This is a genomic window from Porphyrobacter sp. YT40, from assembly GCF_006542605.1.
GTDB lineage: Bacteria > Pseudomonadota > Alphaproteobacteria > Sphingomonadales > Sphingomonadaceae > Erythrobacter.
Genome location: NZ_CP041222.1, coordinates 2,937,193 through 2,958,116 on the forward strand (window position 1 = coordinate 2,937,193; position 20,924 = coordinate 2,958,116).

18 protein-coding genes and 1 tRNA gene are annotated in these 20,924 nt (G+C 65.8%); 7 read left to right on the top strand and 12 right to left on the bottom strand.

What is annotated here, in order from left to right; translation table 11 throughout:
• The first annotated feature begins 129 nt into the window (after window positions 1-129).
• Window positions 130-405 (top strand): hypothetical protein, encoded by a 276-nt coding sequence (locus E2E27_RS13775; RefSeq protein WP_141460064.1) that lies wholly within the window; start codon window positions 130-132, stop codon window positions 403-405.
• Here E2E27_RS13775 and E2E27_RS13780 read toward each other — a convergent pair.
• Genes E2E27_RS13780 through E2E27_RS13795 form a run of 4 tightly spaced genes read right to left on the bottom strand, consistent with a single transcriptional unit; the run spans window position 341 to window position 4,099 of the window.
• Window positions 341-1,240, bottom strand: coding sequence for a CDP-alcohol phosphatidyltransferase family protein (locus E2E27_RS13780; protein ID WP_141460066.1), 900 nt, complete (start codon window positions 1,238-1,240; stop codon window positions 341-343). The two genes, E2E27_RS13775 and E2E27_RS13780, sit on opposite strands and share 65 nt — an antisense overlap.
• A gap of 10 nt (window positions 1,241-1,250) precedes the next feature.
• Complete coding sequence (locus E2E27_RS13785) at window positions 1,251-2,003, bottom strand: phosphatidylserine decarboxylase (RefSeq protein WP_141460068.1); 753 nt, start codon at window positions 2,001-2,003, stop codon at window positions 1,251-1,253.
• 38 nt (window positions 2,004-2,041) lie between these two features.
• Window positions 2,042-3,169, bottom strand: coding sequence for a beta-ketoacyl-ACP synthase III (locus E2E27_RS13790; protein WP_181443452.1), 1,128 nt, complete (start codon window positions 3,167-3,169; stop codon window positions 2,042-2,044).
• 12 nt (window positions 3,170-3,181) lie between these two features.
• Complete coding sequence (locus E2E27_RS13795) at window positions 3,182-4,099, bottom strand: LysR family transcriptional regulator (protein ID WP_141460070.1); 918 nt, start codon at window positions 4,097-4,099, stop codon at window positions 3,182-3,184.
• Between the two features lie 119 nt (window positions 4,100-4,218).
• On the opposite strand from E2E27_RS13795, the gene E2E27_RS13800 reads away from it, so the two are divergent.
• The 3 genes from E2E27_RS13800 to E2E27_RS13810 all read left to right on the top strand — a co-directional run bounded on the left by E2E27_RS13800 (window position 4,219) and on the right by E2E27_RS13810 (window position 8,792).
• The gene (locus E2E27_RS13800) at window positions 4,219-5,775 is read left to right on the top strand and encodes a proton-conducting transporter transmembrane domain-containing protein (RefSeq protein ID WP_141460072.1); all 1,557 of its coding nucleotides are present in this window, start codon (window positions 4,219-4,221) and stop codon (window positions 5,773-5,775) included.
• Window positions 5,776-5,800: 25 nt separating this feature from the next.
• The gene (locus E2E27_RS13805) at window positions 5,801-8,185 is read left to right on the top strand and encodes a YbcC family protein (protein ID WP_141460074.1); all 2,385 of its coding nucleotides are present in this window, start codon (window positions 5,801-5,803) and stop codon (window positions 8,183-8,185) included.
• Between the two features lie 160 nt (window positions 8,186-8,345).
• Entirely contained in the window at window positions 8,346-8,792 is a 447-nt protein-coding gene (locus tag E2E27_RS13810; protein WP_141460076.1) for an outer membrane beta-barrel protein, read from the top strand.
• Window positions 8,793-9,103: 311 nt separating this feature from the next.
• Here the strand turns inward: E2E27_RS13810 and E2E27_RS13815 are convergent, their stop codons facing one another.
• The 3 genes from E2E27_RS13815 to E2E27_RS13825 form a co-directional block, all read right to left on the bottom strand.
• Window positions 9,104-9,514, bottom strand: coding sequence for a hypothetical protein (locus E2E27_RS13815; RefSeq protein WP_141460078.1), 411 nt, complete (start codon window positions 9,512-9,514; stop codon window positions 9,104-9,106).
• A 143-nt stretch (window positions 9,515-9,657) separates the two neighbouring features.
• Window positions 9,658-12,480, bottom strand: coding sequence for a serine/threonine-protein kinase (locus E2E27_RS13820; RefSeq protein WP_181443453.1), 2,823 nt, complete (start codon window positions 12,478-12,480; stop codon window positions 9,658-9,660).
• 60 nt (window positions 12,481-12,540) lie between these two features.
• A complete protein-coding gene (locus tag E2E27_RS13825) occupies window positions 12,541-13,107 on the bottom strand; it encodes a sigma-70 family RNA polymerase sigma factor (protein ID WP_141460082.1) in 567 nt (188 codons plus the stop codon).
• Window positions 13,108-13,535: 428 nt separating this feature from the next.
• Here E2E27_RS13825 and E2E27_RS13830 point away from each other — a divergent pair, with 428 nt between their 5' ends.
• A complete protein-coding gene (locus tag E2E27_RS13830) occupies window positions 13,536-14,753 on the top strand; it encodes a TolB family protein (RefSeq protein WP_181443454.1) in 1,218 nt (405 codons plus the stop codon).
• Window positions 14,754-15,173: 420 nt separating this feature from the next.
• On the opposite strand, the gene E2E27_RS13835 is transcribed toward E2E27_RS13830, so the two are convergent.
• Window positions 15,174-15,259: transfer RNA gene (locus tag E2E27_RS13835), tRNA-Tyr, on the bottom strand.
• 169 nt (window positions 15,260-15,428) lie between these two features.
• Here E2E27_RS13835 and rlmB point away from each other — a divergent pair.
• The gene (rlmB, locus tag E2E27_RS13840; RefSeq protein WP_181443455.1) at window positions 15,429-16,220 is read left to right on the top strand and encodes a 23S rRNA (guanosine(2251)-2'-O)-methyltransferase RlmB; all 792 of its coding nucleotides are present in this window, start codon (window positions 15,429-15,431) and stop codon (window positions 16,218-16,220) included.
• A 34-nt stretch (window positions 16,221-16,254) separates the two neighbouring features.
• Window positions 16,255-17,136, top strand: a complete 882-nt coding sequence (locus E2E27_RS13845) for a hypothetical protein (protein ID WP_234036063.1) — start codon at window positions 16,255-16,257, stop codon at window positions 17,134-17,136.
• A 96-nt stretch (window positions 17,137-17,232) separates the two neighbouring features.
• On the opposite strand, the gene E2E27_RS13850 is transcribed toward E2E27_RS13845, so the two are convergent.
• The 4 genes from E2E27_RS13850 to E2E27_RS13865 all read right to left on the bottom strand — a co-directional run bounded on the left by E2E27_RS13850 (window position 17,233) and on the right by E2E27_RS13865 (window position 20,922).
• Window positions 17,233-17,505, bottom strand: coding sequence for an HU family DNA-binding protein (locus E2E27_RS13850; RefSeq protein WP_086608200.1), 273 nt, complete (start codon window positions 17,503-17,505; stop codon window positions 17,233-17,235).
• A 244-nt stretch (window positions 17,506-17,749) separates the two neighbouring features.
• The gene (lon, locus tag E2E27_RS13855) at window positions 17,750-20,158 is read right to left on the bottom strand and encodes an endopeptidase La (RefSeq protein WP_141460090.1); all 2,409 of its coding nucleotides are present in this window, start codon (window positions 20,156-20,158) and stop codon (window positions 17,750-17,752) included.
• Window positions 20,159-20,197: 39 nt separating this feature from the next.
• Window positions 20,198-20,545 carry a DUF1905 domain-containing protein gene (locus E2E27_RS13860; protein ID WP_141460092.1) on the bottom strand — a complete coding sequence of 116 codons (348 nt, stop codon included), beginning with the start codon at window positions 20,543-20,545 and terminating at the stop codon, window positions 20,198-20,200.
• Window positions 20,542-20,922 (bottom strand): hypothetical protein, encoded by a 381-nt coding sequence (locus E2E27_RS13865; protein WP_141460094.1) that lies wholly within the window; start codon window positions 20,920-20,922, stop codon window positions 20,542-20,544. The genes E2E27_RS13860 and E2E27_RS13865 overlap by 4 nt, the downstream gene beginning before the upstream one ends.
• Between the last annotated feature and the right edge of the window lie 2 nt (window positions 20,923-20,924).

The window sequence follows — 20,924 nt, forward strand, 5'->3', positions numbered from 1 at the left end:
CAGCCCCCATGTCTTGTTGCGGAAGAAAATTGTTCCTGCATCGACAACAAGCCGCTTGACAGCTTGGAACAGGCGGGGAACAAAGCAGCGGAACAAATATCGAACAGTTTGCTATCCGGAGTAAGTCTCATGCTCATGCCCGCACTCACCTTCGCGCTTGTGGCGCTGCTCACGATCTCCGGTCTGGTTGCGCTTGCGGTCATCACCGACACCCTGATGCAGGCGCGCGTCGCCTATCGGCGGCTGATGGCAGAAGGCGAAGCGCTCCGCGCCGGGCTTGCGGCACAGGCAGCGGCGACAGAGCTGCGGATGCGTCCCGCGCGTCCGGCGGCGGCCATGGTTACGCCGCTGCGTCGCCCGGCACGTCTGGTGATGGCGCCGCTTCCAGCCCGCGCCGCCGCTTGATCGCGGCATACTTGAAGAGGCCGTAAGGCATCAGCGCCAGATAGACGGTGCAGATCGCCGCCAGCGTCCACCACGGCTCCAGCAGCAGGGCGGCAAAGGCAAGTCCGGTGAAGGCGATCAGCGGCAGCCGGATCGATCGACGCGGACGGAGCGAGGCCCAGCTGAGCGTCGCCATGTTGGAAATCATCAGGATCGCGATCAGCGTCAGCCATCCGGTCATCAGCACCGGATTGCGAAACAGTCCGATTCCGGTCTCGTGCCACAAGTAGAATGGCAGGAAGGCCAGCCCTGCCCCGACCGGCGCGGGCACCCCGGTAAGAAACCCGGCAGATTTGTGCGGCTGATCTTCCATGTCGATCCGCGCATTGAAGCGTGCGAGGCGCAGCGCGCAGCAGATCGCAAAGGCGAGTGCGGCAAACCAGCCGAAGCGCGGCCAGTCCTGCAATGACCACATGAACAGGATCAGAGCGGGCGCCACCCCGAAGCTGAGCGAATCGGCCAGCGAATCGAGTTCGGCACCGAACCGCGACTGGGCGTTGAGCAACCGCGCCACACGCCCGTCGATCCCGTCGAGGACGCCAGCGAGAACCACCAGTCCGATGGCGAAGGCCCATTGCCCTTCGGTGGCAAAGCGGATGCCGGTGAGGCCCGAACACAGCGCCGCGGCGGTAATCGCATTGGGCAGCATCGCCCGCAAGGTCAGCCCGCCCGCGCGGGCATCCTTGACCGGGCGCACATCATCCTCGTCCTCGGCCGCCTTGGGGCCAAGCCTTGCGGTCAGGAACCGCGCACCGGGAATCGCGCGCGCGCCGCGCTTGCGGGGCGAACGGCTCATGCGTTGCGGCTCATTGGGCAATACCTTCGATCAATCCACGCTGGCCGACTTCGGCAATCACCGTCTCGCCTGCAATAACTGTCTGACCGATCATCACCTTGGGATCGGTCCCCGCAGGCAGATAGACATCGACCCGGCTACCGAAGCGGATCAGGCCGACCCGCTGCCCCTTGGCGACGATATCGCCGGACTTCACAAAAGGCACGATCCGCCGCGCCACCAGCCCGGCGATCTGGGTGAAGCCCAGCTTCAGCCCGTCGCTGCGTTCGATCAGGATGTGCTGGCGCTCGTTTTCCTCACTCGCCTTGTCGAGATCGGCATTCATGAAGCGGCCCGGAACATAGACCACCCGCCGCACCGTGCCGCCCACCGGCGTGCGGTTGATGTGGACATCGAACACGCTCATGAAGATCGACACCCGCGTCACCGGCCCTGCCGCCAGCCCGGCAAGTCCCGACCCGTCGTCGATCTGCAATTCCAGCGGCGGCTCGGTCTCGGTGATCAGAGTCACCAATCCATCGGCGGGAGAGATGATCGCGTTCTCGCTCTGCGGCACCACGCGTTCGGGATCGCGGAAAAAGGCGAAGATGCCCGCGCTCAGCACCAGCACCGGCCAGCCGATCAGGCCCCAGCCCACCGGCCACAGGAAGAACAGGCCCACGGCGGCTGCGATCAGGCCGAACTTGCGACCTTCCGGATGGATCGCGGGCCAGTCCCAGCCGGCCTCTCCGTGGCCCTTGTTGTCGAGGATTTCGCCTGCCATCGCTCAGCTTCTAGGGGGTGCGGCGCAAGGCCGCAACCTCACGCGACCTTGCGCACGAAGACGGTGCCTGCCGAATAGCCCGCGCCGAAGGAGCAGATCAGCCCGGTATCGCCCGCTGCCAGATCGTCCGAATGCTGGTGGAAGGCGATGATCGAGCCCGCGCTGGAGGTGTTGCCATAGGTGTCGAGCACGGTCGGGCTTTTGTCCTCGCTCGCTTCGTGGCCCAGAACCTTGTGCGAAATCAGCCGGTTCATGCCCGCATTGGCCTGATGCAGCCACAGCCGCCGCAGCATCGCCGGGTCGATCCCCAGTCGCTCGGCCTCGTCGAGGATCATCTGCGCCACCATCGGCACGACTTCCTTGAAGACCTTCCGACCCTCCTGCACGAACAGCTTGTCGGGCGCGCCCTCGCCCTCGGGCGCGGCGCGATTGAGGAAGCCGAAATTGTTGCGGATGTTGTTGGAGAACACCGTCTTAAGCCGGGTGCCGAGGATGTCCCAATGCTGCGCGGGTGCGATCGCGGCATCCTCCACCAGAACGGCGGTTGCGACGTCGCCGAAGATGAAGTGGCTGTCGCGGTCGCGCCAGTTCAGATGCCCCGAAGTGATTTCGGGGCTGACCACCAGCACGCTCCTGGCGTTGCCCGCGCGGACATAGTCGGCGGCGGTCTGGATGCCGAAGGTGGCCGAGGAACAGGCGACATTCATGTCGAAGCCGAAGCCCTCGATCCCCAGCGCCTGCTGGATCTCGATCGCCATCGCCGGATAGGCGCGCTGCATGTTCGAGGCCGCGCACAGCACCGCGTCCACGTCCTCGGGCTTTCGGCCCGCGCGCTCGAGCGCCTGCCGCGCCGCTGCGACGCCGATCTCGGCCATGACCGACAATTCGTCATTGGGCCGCTCGGGCAGGCGCGGGCACATGGTGTCGGGGTCTAGAATCGCGGCCTTGCTCATGACGTGGCGCGCCTTGATCCCACTCGCCTTCTCGATGAACTCGACCGAGGAATGGGCCAGCGGCTCGGCCTCGGGATGCGCCGCATTGCGGCGATCGACATAGGCGTTGAAGCTGGCGACCAGCTCTTCATTGGTGATGCTCTCGGGCGGGGTGAACAGCCCGGTGGCGGAAATGACGGGGCGGCCTGTCAGCATGGTTTGCGTTTCCTGCATGGGGGCGCCGCCTTACTGTCCGCCCTGCCCGGCTGCAAGCCCCGCCACCGTGCCGAGGCCGGGCTCCAGCACATCGCGCAGCAACGGATTGGGGAAGGTGCGGGCAATGGTGACCGCGTGAAATTCCTCGGTGATCGCGGGCAGCTGGAACAGCTCGTAGAGCAGGCCAGCGGCCAGCTCATCGCGCACCACGATCGGCGGGATCACGGCGACACCCGCATCCGCGCGCGCGAGCAGGCGGAGCATCGCCATGTCGTCGGCCTCGGCAGCGATGCGCGGGACGATGCCCATCTGTTCGATCATCGCGTCGAACCCGGCGCGCAGCGCGGTCTCGGGCGTGGGCAGGATCAGCGGGGCATGGGCGAGCAGGCGCGGCAGGCCCTGCGCGGCGAGCGCCAACCGGCTGCGCGCGCCGACGAGGCTGACCGGCTGTTCGTCGAGCCGGTGCACCAGATAGGGGCTCGCCGCATCGCGCGCGGGGATCTGGTTGGTCAGCAGCACGTCGATGCTCATCGCTTCGAGCGCGCGCAGCAGCGAGGCCTGCGTGCCCGATCGCAGTACCACCTCGACATCGTCCCGCCCCAGCAGGGGCGCGAGAAACTGCATCTGGAAGTTGCGCGAGAGGGTTGCGAGCGCGCCGACGCGCAGCACCTTACGCTGCTCGCCCACCGCGCGGAACGTGGCGGTAAGCTGTTCGGAGGCGCGGAAGATCTGCTCGGCATAGTCGAGCGCGATCCGCCCCGCCTCGGTCAGCACGAGATTGCGACCGCGCCGTTCGAACAGGTCGTGGCCGAGATCGGCTTCGAGCGCCTTGATCTGGGTCGAGACCGCGCTCTGCGAGATGTTGAGTGCGCGCGCGGCGGCGGTCAGGGTTCCTTCGCGCGCGGTGGCGCGGAACAGGCGCAGGTGGTGAAGATTGAGGGTCGCCATGAGGCTCCTGCGGTTTGATTGTTCTGTTGAGACGAACGTTTGCCCGCAAAATATGTATTTTCTTTAATTTCGTCCAGACCCTATCCGTCTGGCAATCCAATCGCTGCCGGAGTTGCCCGATGCCGATCGCCCTCACCATGCTTGCCCCGCTGGCCCTGCTACCGGTGATTATGCTCGCCATTGCGCGCCCCGGCCAACGTCCAGGGACTCTGCCGCGCTGGTCGGAGATTGCCGCGCTTACTGCGCTGGCGCTGGCTCTGGGCGGACTCGTGCAGACTGCGATGGGCGCTGCCAGCGGCGCGGCTCTGAACGCCGGGGCCCTCACTCTCGCCCTGCGCGCCGATCTCGTCAGCGCGAGCGTCGCCACACTGGTCGGCTTCATCGGCTGGATCGTGATGCGCTACAGCCGCACCTATCTGGATGGCGAAGCGCGCGAGGGGGCGTTTCACGGCCTGATGCTTGCAACGCTCATGGCGGTGCTGGTATTCGTGCAGGCAGGCACGCTGCCGACGATGATCCTCGCTGCGATCGCGGTGGGCCTGACCCTCAAGCGGCTCCTGCTGTTCTACCCCGACCGGCCCGAGGCGCAGCGCGCGGCGACCAAGTTCGCCGTTGTCTGGCACACGGGCGACGCGATGCTGGTGTGCGCCGCCGCACTGCTCTTCGCCCGCTTCGGCACGCTCGATGTCGCCGCTTTGCCTGTCGCGCTCGCCACCGAGAGCCTCGGGCTTGCCGGAACCCTCGCGGTCGCCGGGATCGTCATCGCCGCCGCATTGAAGACCGCCGCCTTCCCGCTGCACGGCTGGCTGACCGAGGTGATGGAGGCCCCCACCCCCGTCTCCGCGCTGCTCCATGCCGGGATCATCAATGCCGGCGGCGTGCTGCTGATCACGCTTGCGCCGCTGGTTCAGGCGAGCCCCGGCGCGATGGCCGCGCTGGTGCTGATCGGCGGGCTCACCGCGCTGTTCGGCGCGGCGGTGATGCTGACCCAGAGCGCGATCAAGACGGCGCTGGCCTGGTCGACCGTTTCGCAGATGGGCTTCATGCTGCTGCAATGCGGGCTCGGCCTGTGGACGCTCGCCCTGCTGCACATCGTCGCCCACTCGCTCTACAAGGCGCACGCATTTCTATCCTCGGGCGGCGCGGTGGCGGAGGTTGCGAGCATCCGCCGCCCCGGCCCGGTCGCCGCGCCGAGCGTGGCTGCGGTGCTCAAGAGCTTCGCCCTCGCGCTCGCCATCTTTGCCGCCATCGCCGCGATCTTCACCGCCGCTTTCGGCCCCAAGTCGCCGCAGGCCCTGGCGCTGGGCGCGATCCTGATCTTCGGGGTGGCTTACCTCGTCGCGCAGGGCCTTGCCGACCGCGCGCCGGTGGCCCTGACCAAGCGCACCGTCGCCGCCGCGCTGGCCGCCGCGGTCGGCTACTTCAGCTTCCAGACTCTCGCGCAGGCGATCTGGGGCGCGCTGCTGCCGACGCCCCCTGCGCCGACCGATCTGGAGTGGGCAATGCTGGTGATCGCGGTCGCGAGCTTCGGCCTCGTCGCCTTTGCGCAGGCGCTGTTCCCGCTGTGGGCGCACCATCCGGCGACCGCTGGCCTGCGTGTCCATCTCGCCAACGGCCTCTACCTCAACGCCCTGCTCGACCGCGCGCTCGGCGGCTTCCGCACCACCGCCCGCTGACCCACGAAGAAGAGGAAACATCGCCATGCTGATGAACCACGCCGACATCGCCCCGGCCCGCTTCTCCGCAGTGCTCGACGCGGCCGAAGCTGCCGCCCGCGCCATCCCGCCCGCCTTCCCGCTCGATGCGACCGTCGCGGTGAACCCCTTCCTCGGCCAGACCGGCGAGGACCTCGCCACAGCCGCCGCGCGGCTGGCGCGGGTTGCCGGGGTGCGTATCACGCGCAGCGGGGCGGACTATGTCGCCGCCATCGCGCAAGGGACGATCAGCGCGGATGACCTCGCCGAGGCGCTCGCCGCCTCGCCTTCGCCGCTCAAGCCCGCCAATGTCACGGCGCTGCGCGAAGTGGCCGAGACGCTGGGCGCCGCCACCGCTCCGCGCGCGCTGCCGACCGTGGCCGATCTCGCCGCCGAAGCGACCGGGATCGACTGGCCCGCGTTAATCGACAAGTGCGTCGGACTGTGGGCCGCGGGTCACTTCGACCGCGGGCAGGCGCTGTGGTCGCCCGCCCCGGGCGCCGAGGCCTTTACCGCGTGGCGCGCCTGGGCGATGCATGACCTCACGCCGGAAATCGCCGGGCTCGCCGAGTTCTGCGCCCATGTCGCCGGCGCGCCCGACACCACCGAGCGCGCGATCCTCTCCGCCGCCGAGACCCTCGGCCTCACCGACGCTGCCGCGCCCACCGCGCTGCACCGGCTCGCCATGAGCCTCGGCGGCTGGGCGCAGCACGCGCGCTGGCTGCTGTGGCAAGCCGAATTGCAGGGCGACACCGATCGCACGCTGGTCGATCTCATCGCGATCCGCATGATCTGGGACGAAGCGCTGCTGGTGCAAACCCCCGCCATCGCCGCGCAATGGGCCGAGACCGTCACCGCCCACGCCGCACCGCTTGCACCCTCGGCGGACGAGGTCGCGTTGGCGATCCTGCAGGACGCCGCCGATCGCGGGCACCAGCGCCGGCTTGCCGCCGCGCTCGAGGGCAATGCCGCGCCCACCGCCGCCCGCCCCTTCCTCCAAGCCGCCTTCTGCATCGACGTGCGCTCGGAAGTGTTCCGCCGCGCGCTGGAAGGCATCGACCCCGCGATCGCCACCATCGGCTTTGCGGGCTTCTTCGGCCTGCCGCTGGCGCACCACGCGCATGGGTCTGACACGCTCGAAGCGCGCCTGCCGGTGCTCCTCAACCCGGCGCTCCACACCTCGAGCGCGGGCGATCCGGCGCGCGATCAGGCGAGCCGCATCGCCGCCCGCACCGCGCGTGCCTGGGGCCGGTTCCGGCAGGCCGCGGTCTCCTCCTTCGCCTTTGTCGAGGCGATGGGGCCGGTCTATGCGGTCAAGCTCGTGAAGTCGGCATTGGGGATGGCAAGCCAGCCAAGAATTCAGCCCGCTCCGCAAGTGATCGGCGGCATGAGTGCCGAGGCCAAGGCCGATACCGGCGCGGCGGTGCTCAAGGCAATGAGCCTCACCAAGGATCACGGCGCAATCGTCCTGCTGCTTGGCCATGGCGGGAATGTCACCAACAACCCGCACGAAAGCGCCTATCACTGCGGCGCCTGCGGGGGTTACACCGGGGAGGTCTCCGCCCGGCTGCTGGCGCTCCTGCTCAACGACCCCGAAACCCGCGCGGGCCTCGCCGCGCGCGGCGTGGAGGTGGCCGAGGATACGCTGTTCGTCGCCGGGCTGCACGACACGACCACCGATGCCGTCACGCTCTATGAAGACAGCCTGCCGCCCGCCCGGAGCGACGATCTGGCGCGCGTGCGCACGTGGCTGGCGCAGGCCGCGAGGCTCGCCCGGGCCGAGCGCGCGGTGCGCCTGCCCGGCGCGCGCGGAGATAGCCTCGTCGCGCGGGCGCTCAACTGGGCCGAGATCCGTCCCGAATGGGGCCTCGCCGGATGCGCCGCCTTCATTGCCGCCCCCCGCAGCGCAACCACGGGCCGCGACCTTGGCGGGCGGGCGTTCCTCCACTCCTATGACTGGCGCGCGGATGAAGGCTTCGGCACGCTCGAACTGATCATCACCGCGCCCGTGGTGGTGGCGAGCTGGATCAGCCTGCAATATTACGGCTCCAGCGTCGCGCCAGAGATGTTCGGGGGCGGCAACAAGCTGATCCACAATGTCGTCGGCGGGATCGGGGTGATCGAAGGCAATGGCGGAAGCCTGCGCACCGGGCTGCCGTGGCAGGCGGTGCACGATGGCGACAGACTGATGCACGAGCCGCTGCGCCTCAGCGTGATGATCGAGGCCCCGCGCGAGGAAATGCTGAGCGTGCTGGAGCGCCACCCGCAGGTGCGCGCGCTGTTCGACAATGGCTGGCTGCACCTGTTTGCGCTGAAGGATGGCAAGGTCGATGCCCGCTACGTGCCCGGACGCGGCTTTGCCGAAGCCGCACCGCAGAGCATGGCGGCCTGACATCAGGTCAGACCGGCGCGCGCTCCCGCCTGTGGCGCGATTGCCACATCGCCCTGAAATAGGGAAACATCTCATCTCCCCTCTGGCGCTGCGAGAACGCCAAGCTAAGACGCGCGCCCCGGATTCGATACCGGGTGCAAACAACAAAAAAGGAATAGAAATGCGTCTTGTTACTTTCGCCGCCGCGGCCTCTCTCGCCGCCATCGCCACCTCGGCCCAGGCCGACGAAACCCGCGTCGAAGTGCGCACCGGGATCGTGTGGTGCTGCGGCGTTTCGGACGAAACCATCGGTCTGGCCGTCGGCCATGACTTCGACCTCGGCGGCGACCTCTTCGCGGGCGTCGAGGCGGTGGCCGACACCAACTTCGATTTCGTCGACCCGACGATCGGCGTGAACGCCCGTCTCGGCACCAAGCTCGGCGAGCAGACCAAGGTCTTCGGCCTCGTCGGCTATGCCTATGAAACCGATTTCGACATCGACGATGCGGTGGTCGGCGCCGGCGTTCAGCACAATGTCGGCGAAAAGGCGCTGCTGAGCCTGCAGTATCAGCGCTACCTCGACCTCGACATCAACCGCGTCGCGGTCGGCGTCGGCCTGCGCTTCTGATGCCAGCGCACGGGGGGCGGCTTGGCGCTGCCCCCCAATTGTTGCTGCTTGCCGCAGCTTTGATGATGCTGACAACCACGATGCCGCTGTTGCAGAGGTGGCCCGCGAGAAAACCTTCCGTCTCCCCGATGGCGTGCGCGCGTTGCATCAAAGCGTCCGGATGTACGATCTGAGGATCCACCCGGTCGAGAGCGACCATAAAGCTCGCCTTGCATCGAGACGCGGAAGAGCTGCGCATCAACGTCCGCCGGATGAGGGGCGCTCAGGAAAATTTCGGGCTTGGCATCTCATGATCGCTCGACCTTGCGATCCTAACGAGGTGCCGGGGCTTGCTGCGCCTGCCACGCGAGCAGTTCTTCGCCTTGCAGGAACCGGATTGCAGTGCCGCGGGCATCGCGGCCGCCTTTCACGAAGCCACGGTTCCGCGCTTCGCCGAACTGGGCGTGAATGACGGCATCGGCCTTCATCTTGCGCGCTTTTTCCCACAGCTCGCGCATGACCTTGTCGTGCGAAGGGTCTGCGTGGAAGATCGTGGCCTTGTGCACCCCCTTGGTAATGTGCCCGATGACGCGATAGGGCCGATCCGTGATGTCGCCCGTCGTCACCGGGACAGGCTGACGCATCAACCATTCGTAGGATTGCGTGTTTTCGATATTCTGGGCGGCCAGCGGTACGGCGATCGCGAACAGGGCCGCTGCGGCGAGAGCGATGGCAGGTTTCATGTCGAAATGCCTCCTTGCGTTTTGACCTGAACGACAATTCCGGGGTTGATTGTCGTACAATGCGGAAGCAGCGAAACGCGCGCCGTTCGATCACCCGCGCAGAAATTTTTCGGCAAATCGTATCGACGCTCGGCCGAAGCTGGTCAGCGGATCGAAATTAGCCGGACAACGCGCCTGTCGTCGGTGCCAAACAGCGGCACCAGCACGCGGCGGGCGCGCTGCGCCATGCGCTTCGCTGGCTCGCGGCGCCCCGCCCGGTCCAGTGCGAGGGCGTATTCCGCCGTCGCGAGGGCGGTCAGCCAGTTGCCTGCAGACAGCGATGTCGTGCCCAGTTCCACCGCCCGCCCGGCAAGCGCGACAGCCCGGGCATCATCACCCGCGCGGCGAAAATGCGCAGCCATATCTATCAGCAACGGGACCAGCATCGGGTTGCCCTGTCCCAACGCTTTCTCCTGCCGGGCAAGCACACGCTCGAAAATCCCGGTGGCGCTGGTGAAGTCGCGCTGCTCGCTCGCCAACCTAGCCCGGACGATCCGGGCATTGTCCTGATGGTCGATACCCACGCTGGCAAGGCCTGGAGTCGCCTCGTCCATCGTCCGGCTCGCGCCCGACATGTCGCCTGCATCGAGCCGCGCGCCAGCGAGGTTGATCCGACTGATCGTGGCGAGGTAGGAATTCCTGCCCTCCAGCTTTTCCGACAGATCGATCGCCTTCGAAAAACTCGCAATGGCGCGCGAGGTGTCGCCGATATCGCGATAATAGCTTCCGCGGTAATAGGCATTGGCGGCAGCGGCCGAGCCATCAGGTTCGGCGTATGTCAGGGTCAGGTTTTCCGCTTCGGCAAGTGCCTCGTCCGCCTCCTCGAAGCGGCCCAGCTTCTGCAGTACATTGCCGAGCTTGTTGCGATAATCGGCCCGGTCAGGGTGTTCTTCCGGCAGCGCCTTGTCGACACGAGCGACGAGCGTGCCGAAAATCTGCGCGGCCTCGTCAAGCTTGCCCTGTCGACGCAGAACAAGCGCGAGGTTGCCGAGCCGGATGATCGTGTTCGGTTCAAGCAGGCCGAGCGTTTCTTCGGATTGGCGCACAATACGCCGACCGATCGCTTCTGCCTTGGCATAATTGCCGAGAGTATCGTGGCACACCGCCAGCACACCGAGCGCGTTGAGCCTCAGCGCGGCAAATTCGCCCGTTTCTCCCGCCAGTTCGCGCGTCGCCCGCTCGAGCAGCGGCATTGCCTCCGGGCAGCGACCCGCCGACGACAGCGTGGCACCGATCCGCGCGCGAATATTGGCGCTTTCAGGGTGGTCGCCCCCGAAATAGGTTTCGGACAGCGCGAGCGCGCGCCGGCGGTGGTCGAGCGCTTGGTCGATATCGCCCAGATGACGCTGCGATTCGCCCAACCCGTTGTAGATGTCGATGAGTGTCGCTGTGTCCTGCTCGGGTGCCGAGCGAGCGGCAGCGAGAGCTTGCCGGAAGACGGCATATTCCTGATCGTGCTTTCCAAGACCGCGATAGCTTTCGCCGATGACGACGAGAAGCCGTGCCTGCAGCCCGGGCTGACCGTCCAGATCGGCGATCTTGGCCTTTGCCGCCTCAAGCAGGTCGAGCGCGCTGACCTCTTCGCCTTGTGCAACGAAGGGCGAGGCACTGGCAAAGGTTTGCGTGAGAATATCGGACACCTCGCTCGCTTGCTGCGCGGCCATTTCGGCCCGGTCGCGTTCGGCCGCCAGCCGGCTGGTGTGGTAGATGCCGAAACCGGCTGCACCTGCGACAACCGCTGTGGTGGCTGCCACGCCGATGGCATTGCGGGCGATGAACTTGCGCGCGCGATAGCTCCAGGCATCGCCGCGTGCCTCGACGGGGCGTCCGGCAAGATATCGCTCCAGATCGTCGGCCAGCGCCCGTGCGCCGCCATACCGGCGCTCAGGTTCTTTTTGCAGGCACTTCAGTACGATATTGTCGAGATCGCCGCGCAACTTGCGTCGCAACTGGTATGGAGCGAGAGGCGGAGACTGTCGATCCGCCTTCTGATCTGCGCCAACGACCACCGTGCTGGGCCGGCTTGGCTCCTCATCGAGGATTGCGCGCTCGATTTCGAAGGGCGAGGAATCGGTTTTGGTCGTGTAAGGCGATGTACCCGTGAGCAAACGGTATAGCAGCACCCCCAGCGAATAGACGTCGGTTGCCACGCTTACCCGCTCGCCGCGAACCTGTTCGGGGCTGGCAAAATCGGGGGTGAGGACGCGCCGGTCGGCCAGCGTCATGTCAGTGGGCGCATCCTCGGGCTCGAGCAGCTTGGCAATGCCGAAATCGAGGATTTTTACTTGGCCCCCCGGCGTGACCAAGATGTTGGACGGCTTGAGATCCCGGTGAATTACGAGATTGCGGTGCGCATAGTCGACTGCCTCGCAAATCCGGCGCACCAATTCCAGCCGCGCTGCCAGCCCCAGCTTGTGCTCATGGCAGTAGGCATCGATCCGCTGCCCTTCTACCAGCTCCATCACCAGCCAGGGATCGCCATCTTCGGTCGAGCCGCCATCGAGCAGCGGCGCGATGCCAGGATGGTGGAGGCTCGCAAGGATTTGGCGTTCGCGAAGGAAACGCTTGGCCAGACCGCGCGCTGAGAGATGTGGCTTCATCAGCTTGAGCGCGGCGGTTTGCGCATAGGAACCATCGCTGCGTTCGACCAGATAGACCGCGCCCATGCCGCCGAACCCGACCGTGCCGATCGCCTTCCACGGTCCGAACTGCTGCCCGATCACCAGATCCTCGCCTTCTTCGATCAGCCGTTCCATCGAATGGGCGATTGGGCTGCCGAAATCGGTCGCGCTGCTATCGGCGGCAAGGAGTGCGGCCAGCTTGGCGACAAGGCCGGGATGCTGGCGCGCGAATTCTGCGAGAAATGCCGCGCGCGCACTATCGTCGAGGCCAACGGCCCGGTCGAATGCGGCCTCTAGAACAGTCATGTCGCCGGATGTCATTGAGGCCCTCCCAGTCCATCAAGCAGCAGCGGCGTTCGAAATCGATCAGCCCGTTCCGCTTTCCATGAAATCGCGCATCCACGCGCGGGCAAAGCGCAGGTGGCGGCCGATCGTTGCGCTCGACAGCCCGGTATACTCCTGCATCTCGCCGACCGACAGGCCGCCGAAGTATTGCAGCTCTATCAACTGCGCCTTGTCAGGATCGAGGTTTCGCAGCGCCTGCAGGGCCTCGTCGAGCTCGATGATCGCAAGATCGGTATCGGTTCCCTGCGCCGACCCCTCTTCGAGCGTGACCCGCGCGTCACCGCCGCCGCGCTTCCTGGCAGCACGGGCGTTGGCGTGATTGACCAGCAGCCGGCGCATGAGCCGTGCAGAGAGCGCGAAAAAATGCGTCCTGTCGGCCCAGTCGACATTCGCACCGCGCAGCTTGAGATAGGCATCGTGAACCAGCGCAGTCGGCTGGATCGTATGTCCGGCACGTTCCCCCGCCATCAGGCGCCGGGCCTGGCGATGCAGTTCGTCATAAACGAGCGGGACCAGCGCTTCTTCGGCGTCTTCGTCACCCTTGCGCCATTCGCCCAGCAGGCGCGTAATGTCGCTATCGCTGTCCAATCGAGAGGCTCCCCCAGGGAAAGCGGCATTTTTTCCGCAATGGGCCACGTCGGTCAATTATTTTGGCTGACGGTGATCGTTTTGGCGCCCTTTCGCTGCTTGCACTGATGAACGCTCCAGTGGCGGGCGAAGATGGGAGTGGGGCGATGAGAAACGCTGGCAAGGTGCATGGGACAGCGCGGTTGGCAATGGCCACCGCATTGCTGATGGGCCTCACCGGATGTGGCGGCGGAGACGGCGGGAGCCCTCCGCCGACCGGAGGCGGTGGCGGACCAGCGCCGTCGCCGACACCTACGCCGACACCAGCCCCATTCGTCGACATCGTATTTTCCGGCTCTTCGACACTCGGGACATTCTCGCTCAGGGGAGCGGACAGTACGCAGACTGGCTCCCGCCTGCTATCCGAGGGCTTTGCGGCCGGCGCCGACGTGCGCGATGTCAAAGTCTCCCCTGACAGCAGGCAGGTCGCTTTCATCGCCAAGGACCGGTCCGCTGCGACCTTTGCGCTGTATGTCGTGCCAATCGAAGGCGGAACTCCGTTGCGGGTTTCGCAGGACGGTCAGCGCAATGTCAGCAGCTTCGACTGGGCGCCAGACAGCCAGCGGCTCGTTTATGCGGGCAATTTCAACCAAGTGAACCCCGTGGAGGCCGAGGACGTATATGTCGTCAGGCGCGATGGGAGCGGCCGCGCTGGCATAAGTGGTAGCTTGGGCAATCCTCCTTCGCTTTCGATAAGCAATCCGGTTGTGTCGCCAGACGGGAGGTTTGTCCTGACAGAAGTGTTCGCAGCGTCTTCCTCGGGCGTGAGCAGCGCTCCGATCGGCTACAACTCCTATCCGATCAACGGCAGTCCCGGCGTAATCCTGCAGCGCGAGGTGAACGGCCAGGTCCGAAACGGAACCTGGTCGAGCGACAGCAGCAAGGTTTGCTTTGCGGTCGCACCCAACGGGCGCGATTTCCGCCTGTCCTATCGCAATGTGCCGGATCCGGGACAGTTCGACTTCCTGATCACCGAGAACTCGGATCTGAACGACACCTGTGCGTGGGACAGCACCGGCAATGTCGTCGCCTATGTTCAGCGCGCCAGCAGCACGTCTGGTGGGTCGCTGCGCACCCGGAACCTGCAGACCGGCGTTGTCACGACGCTCGCGGAATTCGGCGGCAGCTCCCGGGAAATCGGCGAATTTCGGTACAATCCGGCCGATGATCGGCAGATTGCGTTTCTTGGCAATTTCGACACGCCGACCAACCGCCATCTGTTCATCGCCGCCACGGACAGAAACGCGCCGGTCAGGATCTCCCCGGCCCTGCAGGGCGGACGTCGGGTTATCGACTATGCCTGGTCCCCGGACGGCAGGTGGATCGCGTATCTCGCAGATACCGACAACGACGGACTGGTTGAGGCGATACGGGTTCGCGTCAGCGACACCGCAACCGTATTCTTCGAGGTCCCGGGCTATGATGCGAAGAGCCTTCACTGGGCCCCGGATGCGTCCCGGCTGGTGTTTTCCGCAGGCGTCGATGTCGCAGGTAGCCCGGCAACACGTCTTTATTCGGTTCGCTCCGGATCGAATGAAGTCACCCCGGTAATCGATGGCGGATTGATCGCAATCGGCGCGATCGACGTCGCGAGCCCGAACCGCTGATCGTCTGTTGCGCGAGACGATCCGCAATCTCGCAACCCATGGACGAGGGCGCGATCGTGAAGCAAGCCAACCAATTTTGCCTGCGGTTGCGGGCGCTCGGCGCACATGTGCAGACCCGGTCGCCCCCTGCACTCGCCCAATCTGCCGATATGAGAACTTCAGCGAGCGTCACGAGCATGGGACTGCCCGGTCCGATATGCGAACCCTTGCCATCGCGCTGGATTGGCAGGGGCCGGGATTCGCCAACGCGGCGTTGATTGCGACCGCCGTGGGTTTGCCCAAAAGCGGCTGCCACAGCTGTCCCACACTACGCTCCGGTTGCAAGCAACCAGAACCGGTCGAGTGCGGGCAATCAGAGCAGAACTCCCTTGGTTCTTTGCGATCTCTCGGGCTTTTCGGGGATGTGCCGAGAAAGGAAGGTGGTGGACAGGGCTGGATTCGAACCAGCGTACGCTTGCGCGGGCAGATTTACAGTCTGCTGCCTTTAACCACTCGGCCACCTGTCCACACAGTCCCCTGCTCGAGGGGGGCGATTCTGGGCGTTGCCGCCCTGAAAATGCGCGAGTCCGTTGCCGGGCCCGCCGCCGAGAGGCGCCCCTTTGGCGAAGCACTGCTTGCCTGTCAATGGCCCTGCTGGCAGGGGGCGCGCATGAAATTGCCAGTCGGGAAGATGAAATGAGCAAAGGTGAACGCAAACGCGCCCTCAGGGGCCGCGCGGGCCGGATGAAGGGCGGGCGCGGGTCGGGCCGCGCGTCGAGCGGACAGGTGCGTCTGTGGGGCCGCCATGCGGTCGAGGCTGCGCTCAAGAACCCCGAGCGTCAGCACAGGAAGCTCTGGGCCACGCCCGAGGGGCTGGAGAGCCTCGACGGCGAACTCCCCGCCGATTTTCCGATCGAGCACGCGCAAGCCGCCGATCTGGCGCGTCTTGTCGCCAAGGATGCGCCGCATCAGGGTCTGGTGCTGGAATGCGCCCCGCTGGAGGACGTGTTCCTCGATGAAATCGCCAATGGCGAGGCCGAGCGCCCGATTGTGGTGCTTGATCAGGTGACCGACCCGCACAATGTCGGCGCGATTTTGCGCTCGGCGGCGGCGTTCAACGCGGCGGCGATCGTCACGCAGGATCGCCATGCTCCGCCCGAAGGCGGCGTGCTCGCCAAGGCCGCCTCGGGCGCGCTCGAAAGCGTGCCCTGGGTGCGGGTCGTCAACCTCGCCCGCGCGCTGGAGGAGCTGGCCGAGGCCGGATACTGGCGCATCGGGCTGGCGGGTGAGGCCGAGGCGGCGCTCGCCGACATCCTGCCGACCGGGCCGGTCGCGATCGTGCTCGGCGCGGAAGGCGAAGGATTGCGCCACAACATCGCCGCGCATTGCGACGTGCTCGCCCGTCTGCCGATTGCTTCGGCGATGGAGAGCCTCAATGTTTCGAACGCCGGTGCGATTGCGCTTTATGCGGTGGCCACGCGGGGCTAGAACCTGCGAAGGGGGAGGAATTGCCATGACCTTGATGTCCACCATTCGCCTGCGCGCTGCTGCGCTGCTGGCGAGCTTCGCGCTTGTTCTGACGGGGTGTTTCATGAGCCCCGGCAAGTTCTCATCGGAACTGGTGCTGACCGGCCCCGACAGCTTCACCTTCAGCTATGAAGGCGAGATCTTCTTCCTCGGCCTCAGCAAGCTGGCGCAGATGGAAGCGGCGGGCGAGGCCTTTTCGCCCAGCTGCTTCGACGACGAAACCTTCGAAAGCCGCGACTGCACGCCCGAGGAAGAGGCCGAGCAGCGCGCCGAGTGGGAAGCCGGTGCGGCCGAACGCGCGGCCAATGCCAAGAAGCAGGCCGAACAGATGGCCGCGCTGATGGGCGGGATCGATCCCTTCGACCCCAAGGCTGCCGATGAGCTGGTCAATCTGCTCTCGCGCCAGAAGGGCTGGGAGCGCGTCGTGCACAAGGGCGACGGTGTGTTCGACGTCAGCTACCGCGTGACGGGCACCATGGGCCACGATTTCACCTTTCCGATGATCGAGGGCTTCCCGCCCACCAACCCCTTCGTGCAGGTGTTTCTGAGGAAGGGCGGTCAGGTGCGGATCAATGCGCCCGGCTTTGCGGCGCAGAACGGCGAGACCGGTATGCTGGGAACGATGCTGGGCGCGGGCTCCTTCGCCTCCATGGCCGCGATGGGCATGGCGGCTGAAGGCGATCAGGGTGCCGACGCGATTCCCGGTATCCCCGCGCTCGACGGCACCTTCACGATCCGCACCACAGGCGGGATGCGGGTGCTGGCCAACAACACCGACGAAGGCCCCGCGGCCGATGCCAGCGGCGAGGCTTTGATCTGGCGCATCAGTCCGCGCACTGCCCAGCCACCGACCGCGCTGATCGCTACCGGCGGCTGACCTGCGCCGACTGACCGGGCAAAGAAAAACCCCGCCAGCCTGTGCGGCTGGCGGGGTTTTTTCATGCGGTCCCAAAGGGGCACGCCAAAGGCTGCATCAGTTGACCGCGTCCTTCAAGCCCTTGCCCGCCTTGAACTTCGGCTGGGTCGAGGCCGGGATCGGCATCGGCGCGCCGGTGCGCGGGTTGCGGCCCATCGAGGCCTTGCGCTTGGCGACCGAAAAGGTGCCGAAGCCCACCAGCCGCACTTCATCGCCCGCCGAAAGCGCCTTGGTAATCGCGTCGAACACGCTTTCCACCGCGCTCGACGCATCGCTTTTGGACAGGCCGCTGGCATCGGCAACGGCACTGATCAGGTCGTTCTTGTTCATCTGGGAACCCCCTCGTGTCAGGATATCTTCGATCGTTGGGAATCGCGTTCGTTCAAAGCCGGAAACTTGAGACGTTTTTGCAGGGGCTGTCAAAGCCAAAAGGCCAAGGCGATTTGCCCGTGCGAAAAGCACACAGAAATCCCGCGTCGAGCATCGGCAACAGGGCCAGCGCCCGGCCACACAAGCCGTCTTCGATCAAAAGCGACCCTGCCGCGAATCACGGCAAGGGCCCTTTTCTAGCGGGTCAATGTGCGGTTGGCACGTCCGGACTGGCCGTTCCCGCCGCAGCGGACGCACTGCCCGGCTGGCTCGCGAGATCATCCGCCTCGGTCCACTCGATCGCCTCCAGCGGCTCTACCAGCGCACGCGCCAGCACCTCGTCGACATGGGCGACCGGGACGATCTCCAGCCCCTCCCTGGCGTTGGCCGGAATCTCGGCGAGATCCTTGAGGTTCTCCTCGGGGATCAGCACGGTCTTGATCCCGCCGCGCAGCGCCGCGAGCAGCTTTTCCTTGAGGCCCCCGATCGCCAGCACGCGCCCGCGCAGGGTTACCTCGCCGGTCATCGCCACGTCGGGGCGCACCGCGATCCCGGTGAGAGTCGAGATGATCGAGGTGACCATCCCGATCCCCGCGCTCGGCCCGTCCTTGGGCACTGCGCCTTCAGGCAGGTGGATGTGGACGTTCTTGCGGTTGATCAGGCTCGGCTTGATCCCGTAGGCAGGCGCACGCGCCTTCACAAAGCTGAAGGCCGCGGCGACGCTTTCGTTCATCACCTGCCCGAGCTTGCCCGTGGTCTTGACCTCGCCCTTGCCCGGCGTGGTCACGCTCTCGATCGTGAGCAACTCGCCGCCGACCGAGGTCCAGGCCAGCCCCGTCACCGCGCCGACCTGCGGCTCCTCCTCGGAGACGCCATGCTTGAAGCGGCGCACGCCGGAAAAGTCGCCGAGGTTTTCGGGTGTGATGGTGACGCTGTCGGTCTTCTTCTCGAGGATCTGCCGCAGGCTCTTGCGCGCCAGCTTGGCGATCTCGCGCTCGAGCGTGCGCACCCCGGCCTCGCGGGTGTAGTAGCGGATCAGATCGCGCAGGCCCGCTTCGGTGAGCGTGAACTCGCCCTCCTTCAGCCCGTGCGCCTTGATCTGCTTTTCGATCAGGTGGCGCTGCGCGATTTCGACCTTCTCGTCCTCGGTGTAGCCTTCGAGCCGAATGATCTCCATCCGGTCGAGCAGCGGCTGGGGCAGGTTGAGGCTGTTCGCGGTACACACGAACATGATGTCGGAAAGATCGAGGTCGAGCTCGAGATAGTGATCCTGGAACTTGCTGTTCTGTTCGGGGTCGAGCACCTCCAGCAGCGCCGAAGCCGGATCGCCGCGGAAGTCCTGGCCGAGCTTGTCGATCTCGTCGAGCAGAAACAGCGGATTGCTGGTCCCAGCCTTCTTGAGATTGGCGACGATCTTGCCCGGCATCGAGCCGATGTAGGTACGCCGGTGGCCGCGGATCTCGGCCTCGTCCCGCACCCCGCCCAGCGACTGGCGCACGAATTCGCGCCCCGTCGCCTTGGCGATGGACTTGCCCAGCGAGGTCTTGCCCACGCCCGGCGGGCCCACGAGGCAGAGGATCGGACCCTTCAGCTTGTTAGTGCGCGCCTGCACCGCGAGATACTCGACGATGCGGTCCTTGACTTTTTCCAACGCGTAGTGATCCGCGTCGAGGATTTCCTGCGCCTTGCCGATGTCCCGCTTCAGCTTCGACTTCTTGCCCCAGGGCAGGCCGAGCAGCACGTCGAGATAGTTGCGGATCACTGTCGCCTCAGCGCTCATCGGCTGCATCGAGCGCAGCTTCTTGAGCTCGGCCTGCGCCTTGGCCTTGGCTTCCTTGGAAAGCTTGGCCTTCTCGATCTTCTCGGTCAGCTCGGCAATCTCGTTGCCTTCCTCGCCGTCACCGCCGCCCAATTCGCTCTGGATCGCCTTCAGCTGTTCGTTGAGGTAATATTCGCGCTGGGTTTTCTCCATCTGGCGCTTCACGCGCCCGCGGATGCGGCGTTCGACCTGCAGCACCGACAGCTCGCCTTCCATGAAGGCCATGACGAGTTCGAGCCGCTTCAGCGGGCTGGCTTCGGTCAGCAGGCTCTGCTTGTCGGAAACCTTGGCACTGATTGCGGCTGCGATGGTGTCGGCCAGCTGCCCGGCATCATCGACCTCGGCGAGATCGACCCCGGCATCCTCGCCCATCTTCTTGTTGAGCTTGACATACTCGCCGAACTGCTCGGTCACCTGGCGCATCAGCGCGGTGACTTCGCTGCCCGAAACCGTTTCCGGTTCGACCAGTTCGACTTCGGCGAGCAGGTGCGTGCCGACATTCTCAAGCGCGGACAGCCGCGCACGGGTCTTGCCCTCGACCAGCACGCGCACCGTGCCATCGGGCAGCTTGAGCAGCTGGAGCACCTGCGCAATCACGCCGACATCATAAAGGTCATCGCCCTCGGGATCGTCGCAGCCCGGATCGAGCTGGGCCAGCAGGACGATATCCTTCGAGGCTTCCATCGCCGCTTCAAGCGCTGCCACGGACTTGTCGCGCCCGACAAACAGGGGGACGACCATGCCGGGGAAAACGACGATGTCACGCAGGGGGAGAAGGGGGAAAGTCTGGGTCATGTTGGAGATATGGGAAGCGCGGCGCCGGGTCGCAACAACTTATCCCATTCGCTTGTGGATGGCCGCGCGATTGGCAGCAACCGGACGTCGCGTGATGGCAATTTCAGCGGAGACATGGTCGCCCAGCCCCACCCCTTCGGCCCGCTGGACGGCGACCTGCACGGGCAGAAAATAGGTATCGCCGCGCGGGAACAGCGAGGTGGTGAAGTCAGTCGCGCCGATCTGTGCGGTGACGTTGATGCACCCCCAGCCATAACTCGCCTCACGCGCGGCATAGCGCAATTCGGCGACGTGTTCCTCGGGCACCGGTACGAAAAGGAAGGGCGCGGGGCCGCGCCATTCGACGATCGCGCCAGTAAAGGCGATCCGGGCGAGGACGTCGCTCACTCCCGAACAGGCCAGCTATCCGGCGGCACTTCATCGTTCCGGATCAGCAGGTAGAGCACCACCGAAGACAGCGCCGTTTCGATCGCGATCACTTTGCCCGCATCCAGACCGAACGTGGCAATGGTCAACCCGGTCATCAGGGCCGGCCCCAGCACCACAAGGGCCAACCGGTGCAGCAGCACGGCGCGTAGATTGGTCAGCATCAGCACAAGCACCGGCACGAACAGAAACGCCGACATGAACAGCCCGATGAAAAACAGGCCAATGATTTGGTCAGGTCTCGGGTCAGCCCGCATTACGGCCCCGACAATCACCACTCCGAGCAGGCCCGCGCAGTGCGCCAGCCCCATCTTCGCAGCGAAGTCGCGCCGGAACATGC

Excerpts from the sequence above, each read along its gene's own strand:
- E2E27_RS13775 (WP_141460064.1), top strand. The coding sequence starts at position 130 with ATGCTCATGCCCGCACTCACCTTCGCGCTTGTGGCGCTGCTCACGATC.
- E2E27_RS13790 (WP_181443452.1), bottom strand. The coding sequence starts at position 3,169 with ATGCAGGAAACGCAAACCATGCTGACAGGCCGCCCCGTCATTTCCGCC.
- E2E27_RS13850 (WP_086608200.1), bottom strand. The coding sequence starts at position 17,505 with ATGAACAAGAACGACCTGATCAGTGCCGTTGCCGATGCCAGCGGCCTG.
- E2E27_RS13785 (WP_141460068.1), bottom strand. The coding sequence starts at position 2,003 with ATGGCAGGCGAAATCCTCGACAACAAGGGCCACGGAGAGGCCGGCTGG.
- E2E27_RS13865 (WP_141460094.1), bottom strand. The coding sequence starts at position 20,922 with ATGTTCCGGCGCGACTTCGCTGCGAAGATGGGGCTGGCGCACTGCGCG.
- rlmB (WP_181443455.1), top strand. The coding sequence starts at position 15,429 with ATGAGCAAAGGTGAACGCAAACGCGCCCTCAGGGGCCGCGCGGGCCGG.
- E2E27_RS13815 (WP_141460078.1), bottom strand. The coding sequence starts at position 9,514 with ATGAAACCTGCCATCGCTCTCGCCGCAGCGGCCCTGTTCGCGATCGCC.
- E2E27_RS13845 (WP_234036063.1), top strand. The coding sequence starts at position 16,255 with ATGTCCACCATTCGCCTGCGCGCTGCTGCGCTGCTGGCGAGCTTCGCG.
- E2E27_RS13800 (WP_141460072.1), top strand. The coding sequence starts at position 4,219 with ATGCCGATCGCCCTCACCATGCTTGCCCCGCTGGCCCTGCTACCGGTG.
- lon (WP_141460090.1), bottom strand. The coding sequence starts at position 20,158 with ATGACCCAGACTTTCCCCCTTCTCCCCCTGCGTGACATCGTCGTTTTC.
- E2E27_RS13795 (WP_141460070.1), bottom strand. The coding sequence starts at position 4,099 with ATGGCGACCCTCAATCTTCACCACCTGCGCCTGTTCCGCGCCACCGCG.
- E2E27_RS13810 (WP_141460076.1), top strand. The coding sequence starts at position 8,346 with ATGCGTCTTGTTACTTTCGCCGCCGCGGCCTCTCTCGCCGCCATCGCC.
- E2E27_RS13805 (WP_141460074.1), top strand. The coding sequence starts at position 5,801 with ATGCTGATGAACCACGCCGACATCGCCCCGGCCCGCTTCTCCGCAGTG.
- E2E27_RS13820 (WP_181443453.1), bottom strand. The coding sequence starts at position 12,480 with ATGACTGTTCTAGAGGCCGCATTCGACCGGGCCGTTGGCCTCGACGAT.
- E2E27_RS13780 (WP_141460066.1), bottom strand. The coding sequence starts at position 1,240 with ATGAGCCGTTCGCCCCGCAAGCGCGGCGCGCGCGCGATTCCCGGTGCG.